The organism is Pseudomonas sp. 01L34, assembly GCF_056400265.1.
This window is the reverse complement of sequence record NZ_JBFTSX010000007.1, coordinates 70375-84360: the sequence shown is the minus strand read 5'-3', so window position 1 is coordinate 84360 and position 13986 is coordinate 70375. Positions and strand designations below refer to the sequence as shown.

Sequence of the window (13986 nt, the reverse complement as noted above, 5' to 3'; positions counted from 1 at the left end):
GGCCATGAACGCCAACAAATCCATCACTGAACGCATCTTCCAGGCCATCGGTTTCGAGCTGCTGGCGATATTGATCTGTACTCCGCTGCTGGCCTGGATCATGGACAAACCCATGTTGGAAATGGGCGTGGCAACCATGGCGATTGCAGCCCTTGCCCTGGCCTGGAACGTGGTCTTCAACGGCCTGTTCGACCGCATGCTCAAGCGCTTCGCCATTGTGCGTAACGCTTGGATCCGCGTGGTGCATGCGCTGTTGTTCGAAGGCGGGCTGGTGGCGTTTGGGGTGCCGTTGATTGCCTGGTGGCTGAAGATCAGCCTGTGGCAGGCGTTCCTGCTGGACATCGGCGTGCTGCTGTTTTTCCTGCCGTACACCTACGTGTATCACTGGGGTTACGACGTGGTGCGGGAGCGGTTGATGGTGCGCAGGGCGTTGGAAGGGTAAAAGCAAAGATCGCAGCCTTCGGCTGCGATCTTTTGATCTTTGTTTACAGGAACTTGTGCATCAAACGTGGAAGTAGCCCACGCACGAATCGAACGGCAGGCGCTTGAGTTCGATCTTGTTCAGGTCGAGCACTTCGCGCAGGGCTTTGGTTTCGCCGGGGAAGTTGCGATAGGCGACTTCGTCGAGCACTACGATCGCGCCTTTTGGCATGTACGGCAGGAAGGTTTCCAGAGCGACTTTGGTCGACTCGTACAGGTCGGTGTCGAGGATCAGCATCGCCACCACCAGGTCCGGACGCGTCTGGACCCACTCCGGCACAGTCTTGACGATGTCGCCTTTGACCAGCTCGCAGCGCGGGATACGGTTGACCGGGCGCAACAGGTCGTTGGCGTCGATCATGTCCTGGATCAGCGACTGGTCGGTGTCGGAGAACATGGTCTCGTTGACGTCCGCCGGGTCTTCTTTCTTGTCGATACTCTGGAAGCCTTCGAAGGTGTCGAAGCCGATGATCGACCGGTTGATCGCGTAGGGTTCCAGAATCATCGACAGGTGCATGTAGAGCATCAGCGAGTTGCCCTTGTACACGCCGCATTCAATGATCGCGCCAGGGATTTCGGCGACTTTCTTGAACAGCTCCATGCGCGACAGTGCAGCGGTCACGCCGATGCGGTGGGCGAAGACAAATGGCGCGTCGGCCACATACTCGGCGTCGACCCGTTTCAGGACATTGGCACGGGTTTCGTTGTATTGAGCCTCGGCGGGCGTAATGCGACGCTTGGTCATTGCTGGATTCCTTGGAATTTCGAAAAGTCGTGAGCGTGGAAATAATCGTTGAACCCTGCACCGACGTCCGGGCAGGCGCTGTCGACGTTGATCGCCCCGCGCTTGTGCTTGAGGTCGTCAAGGTGCATCAGGCGGAAGTCCACACTGAAGCGGGTCTGTTGCGTGTAGTTGGGAACCGTACCATGCAGGTGAGAACCGGAAAAAATCAGCATGTCGCCCATGTTGCCGGCCACGCGGATTTCCGAAGAAGTATTGATCTCTTCCAGTGGAACCGGGTGTACCCGTACTTCCTCCTTGAGGTTTTCCTTGGCTCGATGACGCTGGTTGTTGATCCAGTCGGACAGGCTCCAATCCTTTGAAGTGTTCTTCACCGGTAGGTCGAAATAACCGCCATTGATCATCATGGTCTGGTCAGGGCTGATGGTATGCACCGGCATCCAGGTGTTGATCTGACAGTCGACGCCGCCGTACCAGGTGTCGCGATGGGGTTTGTAGGCATAGCTGACGCCGGCATGCAGGTAGTCGAAGTTAGGCACTACGCGGATTCGTGGCACGTCGAAAATGTACTCGCGAGGGTCGACACCGATTTCATCGATGAAGCCCAGAATCAAGTCCTTGGCGCGTTGGCTGTTAGTGAACTGGCTCTTGAGGCGAGTGACCAGGACCACGAATTCTTCCACCGGCATCAACGTGTGCAGCGCCTGGTGATTGGTCTCGCCGTCGAAGGCGGCAGTGATGCTTTCTTGGGCAAACGCACACAATTCTTTGGCCGTGCGTAGCTGAGTGTTCAGGAAGATGTCGCCTGCGTAGATGGCTTCTTTGAAGTCAGCTTTCTTCTGAAGCTGATTGATATACAGATTCACGGTTCCCCTCCTGAATACATCGAGTCTCTTAATAGTCGGCAACACGGTAGCAAACTGAAGTGCTATCCGGCGGGAGAGGGATCAATAAACGATTAATCCCATGAATTTGCGACGAAATGCTTAAGGGGCGTATTACATTCGACGATGAGTCGACTGTCGGTCCGCCTTCGCGGGCAAGCCCGCTCCCACAGGGTATTGCGGGGCTTCAGAAAAACTTGGTGAACAACCAATACAAACTGCCCGACAACACAATCGCCGCCGGCAAGGTCAGTACCCAGGCCATCAGCAGGTTGCGGATGGTCTTCATCTGCAAGCCGCCACCGTTGGCGACCATGGTCCCGGCCACGCCTGAAGACAACACGTGGGTGGTCGATACCGGCAGGCCGAACATGTCGGCGGCGCCGATGGTCAGCATCGCCACGGTTTCTGCCGAGGCGCCTTGGGCGTAGGTCAGGTGCGTCTTGCCGATTTTCTCGCCGACCGTCACCACGATGCGTTTCCAGCCGACCATGGTGCCCAGTCCCAGGGCGATGGCCACCGCGATCTTCACCCACAGCGGAATGAACCGCGTGGCGTTGTCGATCTGTTGCTTGAACAACTGCAGCTTGCCGGTGGTGTCGGTGTCGAAGTTTCCGACCTTGTTCTTGTCCATCAGGCGAATGGTTTCGCTGGTCAGGTACATATCGTTGCGCACGTTGCCCATCGCTTCGGCCGGGACTTTCGACAGCGAGCCGTAACCCTTCACTTCGTTACCGATCTGGCCCGCCAACGCGGCGAGGGCGGGGATCAGTTGCGGGGTGGCTTCCTTGTTGCGCATGTAGTCGGTCAGCACCGGGCGTGGATCGGTGGGCATCGGCAGCGGTGTGTTTCTCATCAGGGCTTGCTGGGTGACTTCGGCCACCGCGGCGAATTGCAAGGCCTGATCCGCCGGCATGGTGCGGTTCAGCGCATACGCCATCGGCAGCGTGCCCACCAGAATCAGCATGATCAGGCCCATGCCTTTCTGGCCGTCGTTGGAGCCGTGGGCGAAGGACACGCCGGTGCAGGTCAGAATCAACATGCCACGAATCCACCACGGTGGCGGGGTGTCGCCTTTCGGGGCCTTGTACAGTGCGCGATTTTTGACGAAGACACGCAACGCCAGCAGCAACAACGCGGCGAATGCGAAGCCGATCAGCGGCGACAGCAGCAACGCGTAACCGACCTTGGTTGCCTGGGCCCAGTCCACGCCACTGGTGCCGTCGCGGCCGTGCATCAAGGCATTAGCCACGCCGACACCGATGATCGAACCGATCAGGGTGTGCGACGAAGAAGCCGGCAAACCCAGCCACCAGGTGCCGAGGTTCCACAGTATGGCGGCGATCAACAGGGCGAAGATCATCGCGAAACCGGCAGAGGAGCCGACCTGCAGAATCAGCTCCACCGGCAACAGGGCGATGATGCCGAACGCCACCGCGCCGCTCGACAGCAACACCCCCAGGAAGTTGAAGAACCCGGACCAGGCCACGGCGAAATTCGGTGGCAAGGAGTGGGTGTAAATCACCGTCGCCACGGCGTTGGCAGTGTCGTGAAAACCGTTGACGAACTCAAAGCCCAAGGCAATCAGCAGTGCCACGCCCAACAGCAGAAACGGCGTCCAGGTGGTGACCACCGTGCCGAGTTCGCTCATGTCGTGCATCAGGCTGTAGGCGGTGAACAACAGCCCGCTGCCCAGCACGGCAAAGAACATCACGAAGGTGAGCAGGCCGGGTTTTTTATCGAACTGCGGCCTGGCGCCGCTGGCGGGCGCCTGGGAGGCGGCGGTGAAGGAAGGCGTAGCCATGCCGGACAATCCTGAGCAGAGAAGGAGTATCGGCCATGATCGTTGCTAAATATTACAGTGAGACTGCGCTGGGTCAGTGTTTGGTTTTTTTGTGATGCCGGATGCTAAGGCAGGCAAATACCTGTGGCGAGGGAGCTTGCCCCCGTTCGGCTGCGAAGCAGTCGTAAAACCAGAGAATGCGGTTTGAATGAATAAACCCGATAAGGGCCGCTACGCAGCCCAACGGGGGCAAGCCCCCTCGCCACAGGATTGGGATAAGGCCTTGGTACTTTGCTTAATAATCGCGCCGCTTACGAAACGCCCAGCGCCCGGCAATCAGGGTAAACGTCGCCACCAGTGCCACCAGAATCCAGAACCCCTCCGGATCCCCGGCAAGCGGCACCCCGCCGACGTTCATGCCGAAGAAACCGGCAATGATGTTGATCGGCAGCGCCAACACCGTGACCACGGTCAGGGTGAACAGCGTGCGGTTGCTCTGCTCGTTGAGATTGGCGGCGATTTCTTCCTGCAATAGTTTGATCCGCTCACCTAGGGCGGTGAGGTCGTTGATGATCAGCGCAAACTCCTCGGTGGATTTGCGCAGCTCCTTGACGTCCTCCTTCTGCAACCATTGCGGCGGACGATTGAGCAGGCGCAGCAACGAGCCCGGCTCCAGCGCCAGCAACCGTTGCAGGCGCACCAGCACCCGGCGGTTGGCGCCCAGTTCGGCGCGGTTGGTGGACAGGCGCGACGACAGCAATTCATCTTCGATCTGATCGACACTGAGGCTGGTCTTGCGCACGATCTGCGTCAGCACTTCGCCCTGATCACGCAGCAAATGCACCAGCAATTCCAGCGGTGAGCGAAAGCATTCACCGGCCTTCACCGAAGAGCGCAGCTTGTCCACCGAGTGCAGCGGTTGCAGGCGCGCGCTGATGATCAGCCGACTGCGAGCGCAGACCCACAGCGTCGAGACATCCGAGGAAACCATGCTACTGAGGTTGAACACCACATCGTTGACCACCGCCAGCAACGCCGAATCGACATGCTCGATGCGCGTCGAACGCGACCCCTCGTGCAAGGCTTCGAAAAACTCGTCGGGCAATTCCAGATGGCTTTTCATCCAGCGCTCGCACGCCGCATGGGCCAGGTTCAGGTGCAGCCAGAGAAACTCATCACTGTCGTCCAGTTGTTGCAGGCAGTGCAGTGCCTTGGCCGAATCGATCTCTCGACCGCGCTCGCCGGGGCGAAAACTGAAACCGTAAAGCAGGCCGAACAGGTCGGAATCGCGATGGCGTTGATCAATGCTGTGGTTCATGAAGTCTCGCTGCGGGGAGGCGCCTGTCGCGGGTTTCACAGGTTCACTTGAGCCCCATCATTGCAAGCGCTCATGACGATTTTGTGACGGCAAGGTGTACGCAAACGATTGCGATACCGATGGTCGGATTCTCCTCAAGAATCGCTCTGGAACGCCGATCACGCTTAGGTTACGTTTGCGCGCCTTCGGCCAAGGGCCAACGTGGCAGACAGGGATGTCCGGATACTTTTCACGCCTTCATCCGCGTGCCTCTTTCCTGTTTCGAGTACTTCCCGATGTCTTTACAAAAGTCCCTTCGAGCACAAATTCTCGCCCTGTTGAGCGGCAGCCTGTTGGCGATGTTGTTGATCGCTTTGGCCTGCTTTCACTTTTTGTCCAACGGCGTTCAGAACTACGCGAACCTGATCGAAGGCCCGTTGCACACCTCGCAACTGATCGATGAAGCCAACCTGCAATTCAAGGTGCAGGTTCAGGAGTGGAAAAACGTCCTGCTGCGCGGCAAGCAACCCGCGGACCTGGACAAATACTGGAAGCAGTTCGAGGAGGGGCAGCGCAATGTGCAGGGTATCCTTGGTGAACTGGCCGGGCAGAAGGGTATGGAGCCGCAACTCAAGACCCGCATCGAACGCCTGCGTGAGGAGCATCGTGTATTAGGTGCGGCGTATCAGAAGGGCCGTGATGCCTACGTGGCGGCCGGTGCCGACCCAGCGGCCGGCGACAATGCGGTCAAGGGCGTGGACCGCGCCGCCAGCGAGCAGATGAATGAACTGGTCGGCGAACTGCGCAAGCAGAGTGTCGAACAATCGAAATTGATCAGTGCCAGTGCCGATCAGACGGTGTTGTCGGGGCTCGCGGTGATGCTGGTGTCGGGCCTGCTGATTGGTTTGTTGAGTCTGTGGCTGGTCAATCGCAACCTGGTGGAGCCGATCCGCAAACTGATCGACTACGTGGCGCAACTCAGTCAGGGCCGGTTCGCCGAGCGCGTGGCCAGCACCCGTCAGGACGAGTTGGGCAACCTGGCCAGAGCCGCCAACACCTTGCGCGATTTCCTCGCCGAAACCTTCAGTCGTTTACAGCGCAGCGCGTCGGACCTGGACAGTGCCAGCGGTGAGCTGAACTCGATTGCCGGCCTTATGGCCAGCGGCACCAACGAGCAGTTCAATCGCACCGATCAGGTGGCCACGGCGATGAACGAAATGTCCGCCACCGCGCAAGAAGTCGCGCGCCACGCTGCCGAAGCGGCACGTGCGGCCGACGATGCCGATCAGTCCGCCCAGCAAGGCGAGAAGGTCATGCAGGGCACCATTCACACCATCACCCAAATGCGTGGCGAAATCGCCAACACCGCCACGGTCATCCGTCGTCTGGAAGAAGACAGCGGGCGCATCGGCAAGGTGCTGGAAGTGATTCGCGGCATTGCCGAACAGACCAACCTGCTGGCGCTCAACGCGGCAATCGAAGCGGCCCGTGCCGGTGAAGCCGGGCGCGGTTTTGCGGTGGTCGCTGATGAAGTACGCAGCCTGGCCCAGCGCACGGCGGCGTCGATCATCGAGATCAACCAGATCATTCAAACCGTGCAAACCGGTGCGGTGGACGCGGCCCAGGCCATCGAAAGCGGCCAGTCGCGCAGCGAGCAAAGCGTCGAACAAGTGACCCAGGCCGGCGCCATGCTCGAGCGGATCACCCATGCCGTGGAAGCCATTCGCGACATGAACCGCCAGATCGCCACCGCCGCAGAAGAACAGACTTCAGTGGCCGAAGACATCTCGCGCAACCTCACCGAAATCACCAGCATCGCCAGCACCAACCTGGACAACGTGCAGCGCACCGAAGCGGCCAGCCACAACCTGCATGGGCTGTCAGGGCAATTGAATGAGGTAACGGCGCGGTTGAGCGCCTAGTGAAATGGATTGTGTATCGAATCGGTTACCGAGTCGGTACACAGGCGTTGCAGGATGAAGGTGGCAGTACGGCGGATTCGGTGGTCAGCACCTCGGCCTGATCCCTAAGCATTACAGCTGTACACCTTGTTAAGGTCGGTGTGCCGTTGATCGGGTACTTGCAACCAAGACGCCCGATTTCAGCGGTACCTGTTATTTCTGACAGTAGACAGTTTTTTTCTCGCGGCGCTAGATATCCCTTGGCGCGCCTACTCAAACTGAACCTGTGCCAGTACTTTCACAAGGAGCATTGCGATGACCGAAACATTGAACCCTATGACTGTTGTCGGTGGACAGTCGATCATTTTTTTCGTTGATGAAGCAGACCCAGTGATTCCGAAAGTAATCATCCCGGCACGGGAAGAATTTGTAGAGGGCGAAGAAATCTTCGTGAAGTTTGGCAACGTGGAGGTTGCTTATCACAAATATCGACAAGGTGATTTCTTTCCCATACACATTCCTTTGGACAAAGGAGCGCTGAGTCAGGTGGCTGTCGCTGCGGAGGCTTACTACACGATCAAGCATCTGGATGGATCGACCTCCACCTCAAGTTCTTTCCGTGCCAAGGTCGAGATGTTTAACAGCCAATCGTCCGTGAGTCACGCTAACGCGGTCTAAGACATTGAGGCTGTCGTCACCGCGTCAAAGGCAGCGTGAATATGAACGTCGTTCCATGGGACTGCGTCGATTTCACATCAAGCTGCCCCCCATGGGCCAGCGCAATCTGATTGGCAATGTACAACCCCAACCCGAGGCCGGCCTGCGGTGTTCCGCCGGTCGGTCGCGAGTAGGGCTGGAACAGATGCTGCAGCGCATCCTCGGCAATCAGCCCGTGGTTTTTCACGCTCAATATGAAGTGCCCTTCGTTGACCTGCGCACTGACCTCGACCGGGCCGTCGGGATCGCCGTGGACAACGGCATTCGCCAGCAGGTTGGACAGCAACTGCGCAACCCGTTCGCGATCGCAGTGAATGTCGCTCAGGTCGCCAATCGACGACTGAATAATGCGCTTGGGGTGAATGCTCTGGATTTCGGCGATCACATGCCGCAGCACATCCCCCAAATCAGGGCACGGCTCGATATTCACCGGGATGCCGCGACCCAATGACCCGCGCGCGAAGTCCAGCACATCATCGACCAGTTTGGTCGCACGCCGGGCGCTGGTGAGGATATGCCGCACCCGTTGCTCATTTGGCGGGTCTTTGAGTTTGCGCAGGAGCATTTCGGCGCCAGCGCTGATGGCGAACAAGGGGTTGCGCAGGTCATGGCCGAGCACGGCGATAAACTGTTCGCGCAGTTCGGTGGTTTTATGTTCCTTGATCGGCGCCGCTTCGGTCCGTTGCAGGTTTTCTTCGGCCTCGATCTGCAGCGCGAGCATCCGGGCGAAGGATTCCATGGTGCTCTGGATCGTGCTGGACCTGAGCGGCGCGGGATCAGGATCGAGGGCGCAGAGGGTGCCGAAGACGCGTCCATCGGTGCGAAGTATCGGCACCGCAATGTAGCTTTCGAAGGGATGATCGCGGCTGAGCGGGTCTTCACTGACCTTGTCGATGACCACCGAGTGCTGGCCCTGGCGAATTTCGTCGCTTAGCGTGGAGACCAGCTGCAGTTCATCGCCCACTTGCACGCCGAAATCCAGTCGATCGAGCACCGCGCAGGCGATCCAGGTGTTGTCGATGTCGCGGGCCACCGCGGCGAACCGCAACCCGGTCAGCTCACTGATCACCTGAAGAACCGCCGGCACCGCGCTGATCCGGCCGATCGTAGCGATGTCTGCTGCCGCTGTTTGCCCCATATCCGTGGTTCTCTGCTTCAACATGCTGAGTGGTGTTGAGGGATTCTAGCGGGCCTGCGCAAAAGGGCGCGACTTCGTTCATTACTTCAGCGATTTGCCTTACGACGAACGCAAAAAAGCCGCACGACCCGAAGATCGTGCGGCTTTTTGCCGTTGAATCACTTGTCTTGTTTGTTGCTCAGGACCTTGCCAGTGGCGGCATCGAAGTCCACGTCCCATTCGGTGTTGTCAGCCAGACGCAGTTCCACTTCATATTCGTAACCGTTGAAGTGGTTATCCAGGTCGGTATCGGTAATCGTGGCGCCCGGATGCAACTTCAGCGCGGCCTGGTTCATTTCTTCCAGGGGTTTGATCTTGCCGCTTTTGACCAACTCGGGGATCTGGTCGACGCGAACATCAGCTTGGGCCAGGCCTGCGGTGAGGGTCAGGGCAGCAGCGGTGAACAGGGCAGTTAAGGTTTTCATCAAGTTCTTTCCTTGGAGGAGCTGTTTAAGTGGGATCAGGTTAAACAGCGCAACTTAATTCACCCTTAAAAAAACAATCGCGGGCAACCACGCTCTCACAGGTTTTGCGCAGACCTTGTGGGAGCGTGGCTTGCCCGCGATGGGGACGACGCGGTGCAGCGCCTGGCGCCAATCAGTACCCGTTGTTCTGCAACAACTGCGCAACGCTCGCCGCCGCCGGGCGCTTATAGAACTTCAGCAGTTCGCTGGCGCGATTGGTGAAGATGCCATCGACACCGGCATCCATCACTTTCTGATAATCCACGGCATCGTCGATGGTGTAGACGTGCACCAGCATGCCCTGATCGTGGGTGAACTGGTTCATCCACGGTTTCACCAGGTCCGAATAGCTCTGATCGCCGCCCTTGGTCAGCGCGGCAGAAGGCCCGGTGCCGATAGCGCCCTGGGCCTTGGCGTACTCGACCCATTGCTGGAATTCGGCTTTGTCCTTCGGTTCCTGTTTGGCGTAGTAAGTCGCCTTGTCCTTGTCTCCGGACTCAGCGAACGTCACTTTGGATTTCGGCTCGATGCTGCCTTCGCCGACCCACAACAGCAGGATTTTCGGCACTTGCGGCATCTCCTTCTCGAGGAGTTCGAGGCTGCTCTTCTCGAAGGTTTGCAGCACGACTTTGCCTTTCCCTTGGCCGACCGCCAGATTACTTTTTGCCAGTTTGGAACCCGTCGGGCTCAGCCAGCCACGGTCCTGCAATTTATCCTTGAGATCGCGTTCGATGCCGGGAAACTGCTTCGGCTCTTTGGTTTCGATGTACAGGCCAGGCTTGTGCAGTGGATTGCCTTGGGCGATGTCGATGATTTCGTCCAGGGTCAGGATCTTCAGACCCACGTAGCCAGGACGCGCGCGATCCGGGTACGCCGTGTTGAACCAGCTGCCGGCATCCAGGGTTTTCAGTTCGGCGATGGTGAATTCGTTGGCCGGGCTATCCTTGCGCTCAGGGAATTTGGTAGCGACGTCGGTGGTGCGTTGCAGGTTGTTGTCGTGCAGGGCGAACAGCACACCATCCTTGCTGCGTTGCAGGTCCATTTCCAGGTAGTCGGCACCCAGGTCGCGAGCCAGTTTGTAGGCTGCGGCGGTGGATTCCGGTGCATCGAAAGAGGCGCCACGGTGGGCGATCACCGCCGGGTGCGGAATGCCCAGGCGGGTTGCCAGTGCGCTGGGGCTTGGCTCGCTGGTGGCCTGTGCCTGGCCGAGGCCGAGCATCAGGCTCAGCAGCAGCGCGCTCTTGGTGAAGGTGGCAGGCATGGTCGAAGTCCTTTTGCGATGAGTTTTCAAAGACGTATCTTTTAACAACTGAGCGCCGCTTGTGCTATCACCAGACCGACATAAACGTGTTTAAAGAAGATTTCTTCGACGCTTTTGTGCGGCTCTTTGCAGTAATCTTCACACCTGCAGTTTCCCCGACAGAGGGAAACCCGTTCACTTGCCCTGCGTGTAAACCATCGATCACCGGTCCTTAGCGACCTTTTGTGAGGTTTACCATGCGCATCACTTCCCAGCTCATTTGCCAGGCCGCCGACCAACTCAAAGGCTTCGTCGGCCTCAATCGCAAAACCGGCCAGTACATCGTGCGCTTCAGTGAAGACGCTTTCGGCATGGACGTGGCCGACGACGGCATCATCCCTACCAGTGAGTTCGTCTGGGCACCCGGCCCCGAGCAGACCATGACGCTCAAGCGCGAACTGATTCAGTTGCTGTTGGACCAGAACATCGACGACCGGATCAACATCACCGAGCCGTTGCGGGTGTACATGAATCGACAGGACGTGCCGCAGATTACGGCGGTGAGGAGTTTGGTGCGGGGGTGAGGGTTTTGCGGTGGCTGTTCTGGCGTCTTCGCGGGCAAGCCCGCGAAGACGGCCTCCAGAACGCCGCATCATTTACTGTTTGAACGCATAGGCCCGCTCAACCTTGCACACCCGCGTATGACACGCCGAATACCAGGTCGATCGCCCGCGTTCACGAATCGCGCTGTGCTCGGGGTGATGCTTCCAGGCCAGGATCGCCGCTTCGCTGTCCCAGTAGGACACCGTAATCCCGAGCCCATCCGCGCCCCGGGCCGATTCCACGCCCAGGAAGCCGGGTTGCTCACGGGCCAGTTCCACCATGCGTTCGGCGGCCTGTTCGTAACCCTGGTCGCCTTCGGTGCGCAGCGAGGTGAAAATCACTGCGTAGTAAGGTGCTGCAGGTGTCTGGGCGATCATGAATTTTTCCTCGCACAGGCCTCGATCAACGCCTTGACCAATGGCGGCAGCAGGCCCTTGAGCGCGGCGCGTTCCGGTTGGAACAGCGTTGCGACAAAGAATGGATGATCCTTCAGCTCCACTGCCCGCAGATCCCCCGCCGAATCGTGGCCAACCGCGTGCAACTGTCGCGTCAGTAGCTGCCGTTCAAACTCGGGATTCACACCGTAACGGCAGTGATAGCCTTCACGAATCTCCGCATTTTCGTACGCCTTGGCGATCAATGAGCCTTCAACCAAATGAATGCTGTCGACGGCTTCCACCAGCGCACAGGTCAGCGGCGTGAGCAACGCCCGTGTCGCGTCGGGCGAAGTCTCGCCGTGTTCGGCATCTTCCCAGCCCAATACGTTGCGGGCGAACTCCAGTACCGCGTGCTGAAAACCGCCGCACGTGCCGAGGAACGGCCGTTGTTGTTCCCGGGCAAAGCGGATTGCCCGTAGCGCGCCATCCATGTTGCGATAAGGGCTGGCGGGTACACACCAGAACCCATCGAAGTCGTCCAGTGGCGTATCGGCGGTGATGCGGTCGGTGGCCAGCCATTCAAACTGCAGGTTCATGCCGGTGTGTTCGGCGGCCATGCCGAGGGCGACGGGGATGGCTTGATGGGCGGTGACGTGTGGATCGTAGTCACCGATCAGGGCAATGCGGATGGCGTTGGTTTCCATGAGTGATCTCGACGCTTGTTGATTTCTGGCACCGACTATAGATTGGCGTTCACGCAATCAATATTGGCGTTATCCCAAGTGATCAATGCATCGATGCACTATCAGCTGGACTATCCCGACCTGTCGCTGATCCTCGCTTTGGTGCGCGGCGGCTCTCTGGCCCGGGCTTCGGCGTTGTTGAAGGTCGACGTTTCGACGGTGTTTCGCGCGGTCCGTCGACTCGAAGCCGCGCTGGGCGAGCAACTGTTCGAAAAGAGCCGCACCGGTTACCTGCCTACCACGTTGGCTCAGACCCTGGCCGAGCAGGCTGAACGCGCCGAACAAGCACTGGAGGCGGCGCGCCTTGGCGTGGAGCAGGGCGGAGAAATCATCAGCGGCACCGTGCGCCTGACCTGCACCGATTCGGTCCTGCAAAGTCTGCTGTTACCGGCACTGGCGCGGTTCATGCCGTCTTACCCGGCACTGACTATTGAACTCTGCACCTCCAACGACTTCGCCAACCTCAGCCGCCGCGACGCCGACATCGCCTTGCGGCTGACCCGCACCCCGCCCGAGCATCTGGTTGGCCGGCGATTGGCAGACATTTCCTACCGGGTCTGTGCCAGCGCGGCCTATCTGCAATCGGTCGAATCCCACGACCTGGCCTCATTGACCTGGATCGCCCCGGACGACTTTCTTCCCGATCACCCCACCGTCGCCTGGCGGCGCCAGCAGTTGCCTGGCGTTACACCCGGCTATCGCTGCAACAGCATGTTGTCGGTGACTGAGTTGGTGCGGGCCGGGCTGGGCGTCGCGGCGTTGCCGGACTTTTTGATCGGTGACGGACTGCAACCGTTGACCGAGCCCCTGCACGGTTACGACACCGCGCTGTGGCTGCTGACCCGCCCGGACTGCCGCGCGTTGCGCTCGGTGGTGACGTTGTTCGACGAGTTGGGGCGGGCGCTCCGGATCAAACCTTCGGTGGCTCCTTGCTGATGAAGTGTTGATGCATTTCCGAGGTCAGGCTTTCGATGCGCTCAGTCAGGGTCTTGGTGATTTCGGTGAGCCGGGTGTTTTGCTCCAGCAACTCCTTCAGTTGCGCAGTGTTCCGCGCGGCTTGGGCCTGACGTTCACTGTTGGCGATGGCCAAGGCTTCACGATGTCGCGCATCGGCTTCGGACTGGGCTTTGTCCCGCGCCGCCTGACGCGTCTGGGCCAGCAGAATCAGCGGCGCGGCGTAGGCCGCTTGCAGGCTGAACGCCAGGTTGAGCAGGATGAAGGGGTACACATCGAATTGGGTTACGCCGGACAGGTTCAGGCAAATCCAGATCACCACCACCAAGGTCTGGGCGCCAAGGAAGGTCGGCGTGCCAAAGAACCGCGCAAAAGCCTCGGCGCGCAGGGCAAAACGGTCGGTACCGAAAGTAGGTGCCAAGTGCGCGTGAGGGCGATGGAAGCGCAGGTGATCGACGGGGCCGGTGATTTCGGTTTCGGTTTCGTGGGTCGGAGTGCTCATGATGCTCTCTGAAGAGGGGATGGGACTGAGGCTCACTATAGCTCCAGCGCCAGTCTCATTCAGAAACACATTTCGGTGTTTTTATTCAGAGCGATCGAACAGCGATAAAGTGGCGGACGTTG

At 59.1% G+C, this 13986-nt stretch carries 15 protein-coding genes; 5 read left to right on the top strand and 10 right to left on the bottom strand.

The features are described 5' to 3' along the window. Nucleotides 1-4 precede the first annotated feature (4 nt). On the top strand, nt 5-442 hold the full coding sequence (locus AC1DQM_RS22105; protein WP_018926427.1) for a multidrug/biocide efflux PACE transporter: 438 nt from the start codon (nt 5-7) through the stop codon (nt 440-442). Between the two features lie 60 nt (nt 443-502). Here AC1DQM_RS22105 and AC1DQM_RS22100 read toward each other — a convergent pair whose 3' ends face one another. The 4 genes from AC1DQM_RS22100 to AC1DQM_RS22085 form a co-directional block, all read right to left on the bottom strand. Beyond that, nucleotides 503-1225 carry a TylF/MycF/NovP-related O-methyltransferase gene (locus AC1DQM_RS22100; protein WP_018926426.1) on the bottom strand — a complete coding sequence of 241 codons (723 nt, stop codon included), beginning with the start codon at nt 1223-1225 and terminating at the stop codon, nt 503-505. After that, nucleotides 1222-2088, bottom strand: coding sequence for a 2OG-Fe(II) oxygenase family protein (locus AC1DQM_RS22095; protein WP_138866930.1), 867 nt, complete (start codon nt 2086-2088; stop codon nt 1222-1224). The genes AC1DQM_RS22100 and AC1DQM_RS22095 overlap by 4 nt, the downstream gene beginning before the upstream one ends. A 205-nt stretch (nt 2089-2293) precedes the next feature. Continuing rightward, complete coding sequence (locus AC1DQM_RS22090; protein WP_477746868.1) at nt 2294-3910, bottom strand: inorganic phosphate transporter; 1617 nt, start codon at nt 3908-3910, stop codon at nt 2294-2296. A gap of 274 nt (nt 3911-4184) precedes the next feature. After that, nucleotides 4185-5207, bottom strand: coding sequence for a transporter (locus AC1DQM_RS22085; protein WP_018926423.1), 1023 nt, complete (start codon nt 5205-5207; stop codon nt 4185-4187). A gap of 275 nt (nt 5208-5482) precedes the next feature. Between AC1DQM_RS22085 and AC1DQM_RS22080 the strand changes: the two genes are divergently transcribed. Then, complete coding sequence (locus tag AC1DQM_RS22080; RefSeq protein ID WP_018926422.1) at nt 5483-7108, top strand: methyl-accepting chemotaxis protein; 1626 nt, start codon at nt 5483-5485, stop codon at nt 7106-7108. A 294-nt stretch (nt 7109-7402) separates the two neighbouring features. Next, nucleotides 7403-7765, top strand: a complete 363-nt coding sequence (locus AC1DQM_RS22075; RefSeq protein ID WP_111454785.1) for a hypothetical protein — start codon at nt 7403-7405, stop codon at nt 7763-7765. Nucleotides 7766-7781: 16 nt separating this feature from the next. Here AC1DQM_RS22075 and AC1DQM_RS22070 read toward each other — a convergent pair whose 3' ends face one another. The 3 genes from AC1DQM_RS22070 to AC1DQM_RS22060 all read right to left on the bottom strand — a co-directional run bounded on the left by AC1DQM_RS22070 (nt 7782) and on the right by AC1DQM_RS22060 (nt 10706). Then, nucleotides 7782-8942 carry a GAF domain-containing sensor histidine kinase gene (locus tag AC1DQM_RS22070; RefSeq protein WP_477746867.1) on the bottom strand — a complete coding sequence of 387 codons (1161 nt, stop codon included), beginning with the start codon at nt 8940-8942 and terminating at the stop codon, nt 7782-7784. A 158-nt stretch (nt 8943-9100) separates the two neighbouring features. After that, nucleotides 9101-9406 carry a PepSY domain-containing protein gene (locus tag AC1DQM_RS22065; RefSeq protein WP_007934833.1) on the bottom strand — a complete coding sequence of 102 codons (306 nt, stop codon included), beginning with the start codon at nt 9404-9406 and terminating at the stop codon, nt 9101-9103. Between the two features lie 172 nt (nt 9407-9578). Then, nucleotides 9579-10706 carry a glycerophosphodiester phosphodiesterase gene (locus AC1DQM_RS22060; RefSeq protein ID WP_477746866.1) on the bottom strand — a complete coding sequence of 376 codons (1128 nt, stop codon included), beginning with the start codon at nt 10704-10706 and terminating at the stop codon, nt 9579-9581. Between the two features lie 236 nt (nt 10707-10942). Between AC1DQM_RS22060 and AC1DQM_RS22055 the strand changes: the two genes are divergently transcribed. Continuing rightward, a complete protein-coding gene (locus tag AC1DQM_RS22055; protein WP_019581430.1) occupies nt 10943-11269 on the top strand; it encodes a DUF2025 family protein in 327 nt (108 codons plus the stop codon). A 72-nt stretch (nt 11270-11341) separates the two neighbouring features. On the opposite strand, the gene AC1DQM_RS22050 is transcribed toward AC1DQM_RS22055, so the two are convergent. Both AC1DQM_RS22050 and AC1DQM_RS22045 read right to left on the bottom strand, forming a co-directional pair. Then, nucleotides 11342-11665, bottom strand: a complete 324-nt coding sequence (locus AC1DQM_RS22050) for an antibiotic biosynthesis monooxygenase family protein (protein ID WP_064616427.1) — start codon at nt 11663-11665, stop codon at nt 11342-11344. Beyond that, entirely contained in the window at nt 11662-12369 is a 708-nt protein-coding gene (locus tag AC1DQM_RS22045) for a CTP synthase C-terminal region-related (seleno)protein (RefSeq protein WP_477746865.1), read from the bottom strand. Before AC1DQM_RS22045 ends, AC1DQM_RS22050 begins: the two co-directional genes overlap by 4 nt. A 15-nt stretch (nt 12370-12384) precedes the next feature. On the opposite strand from AC1DQM_RS22045, the gene AC1DQM_RS22040 reads away from it, so the two are divergent. After that, on the top strand, nt 12385-13344 hold the full coding sequence (locus tag AC1DQM_RS22040; RefSeq protein WP_477746864.1) for a LysR family transcriptional regulator: 960 nt from the start codon (nt 12385-12387) through the stop codon (nt 13342-13344). On the opposite strand, the gene AC1DQM_RS22035 is transcribed toward AC1DQM_RS22040, so the two are convergent. Further along, nucleotides 13319-13864 carry a DUF1003 domain-containing protein gene (locus AC1DQM_RS22035; RefSeq protein WP_018926412.1) on the bottom strand — a complete coding sequence of 182 codons (546 nt, stop codon included), beginning with the start codon at nt 13862-13864 and terminating at the stop codon, nt 13319-13321. The two genes, AC1DQM_RS22040 and AC1DQM_RS22035, sit on opposite strands and share 26 nt — an antisense overlap. Between the last annotated feature and the right edge of the window lie 122 nt (nt 13865-13986).

Coding starts and splice junctions, on each gene's coding strand:
- AC1DQM_RS22105 (WP_018926427.1), top strand. CDS start 5: ATGAACGCCAACAAATCCATCACTGAACGCATCTTCCAGGCCATCGGT.
- AC1DQM_RS22100 (WP_018926426.1), bottom strand. CDS start 1,225: ATGACCAAGCGTCGCATTACGCCCGCCGAGGCTCAATACAACGAAACC.
- AC1DQM_RS22090 (WP_477746868.1), bottom strand. CDS start 3,910: ATGGCTACGCCTTCCTTCACCGCCGCCTCCCAGGCGCCCGCCAGCGGC.
- AC1DQM_RS22085 (WP_018926423.1), bottom strand. CDS start 5,207: ATGAACCACAGCATTGATCAACGCCATCGCGATTCCGACCTGTTCGGC.
- AC1DQM_RS22080 (WP_018926422.1), top strand. CDS start 5,483: ATGTCTTTACAAAAGTCCCTTCGAGCACAAATTCTCGCCCTGTTGAGC.
- AC1DQM_RS22075 (WP_111454785.1), top strand. CDS start 7,403: ATGACCGAAACATTGAACCCTATGACTGTTGTCGGTGGACAGTCGATC.
- AC1DQM_RS22070 (WP_477746867.1), bottom strand. CDS start 8,942: ATGGGGCAAACAGCGGCAGCAGACATCGCTACGATCGGCCGGATCAGC.
- AC1DQM_RS22065 (WP_007934833.1), bottom strand. CDS start 9,406: ATGAAAACCTTAACTGCCCTGTTCACCGCTGCTGCCCTGACCCTCACC.
- AC1DQM_RS22060 (WP_477746866.1), bottom strand. CDS start 10,706: ATGCCTGCCACCTTCACCAAGAGCGCGCTGCTGCTGAGCCTGATGCTC.
- AC1DQM_RS22055 (WP_019581430.1), top strand. CDS start 10,943: ATGCGCATCACTTCCCAGCTCATTTGCCAGGCCGCCGACCAACTCAAA.
- AC1DQM_RS22050 (WP_064616427.1), bottom strand. CDS start 11,665: ATGATCGCCCAGACACCTGCAGCACCTTACTACGCAGTGATTTTCACC.
- AC1DQM_RS22045 (WP_477746865.1), bottom strand. CDS start 12,369: ATGGAAACCAACGCCATCCGCATTGCCCTGATCGGTGACTACGATCCA.
- AC1DQM_RS22035 (WP_018926412.1), bottom strand. CDS start 13,864: ATGAGCACTCCGACCCACGAAACCGAAACCGAAATCACCGGCCCCGTC.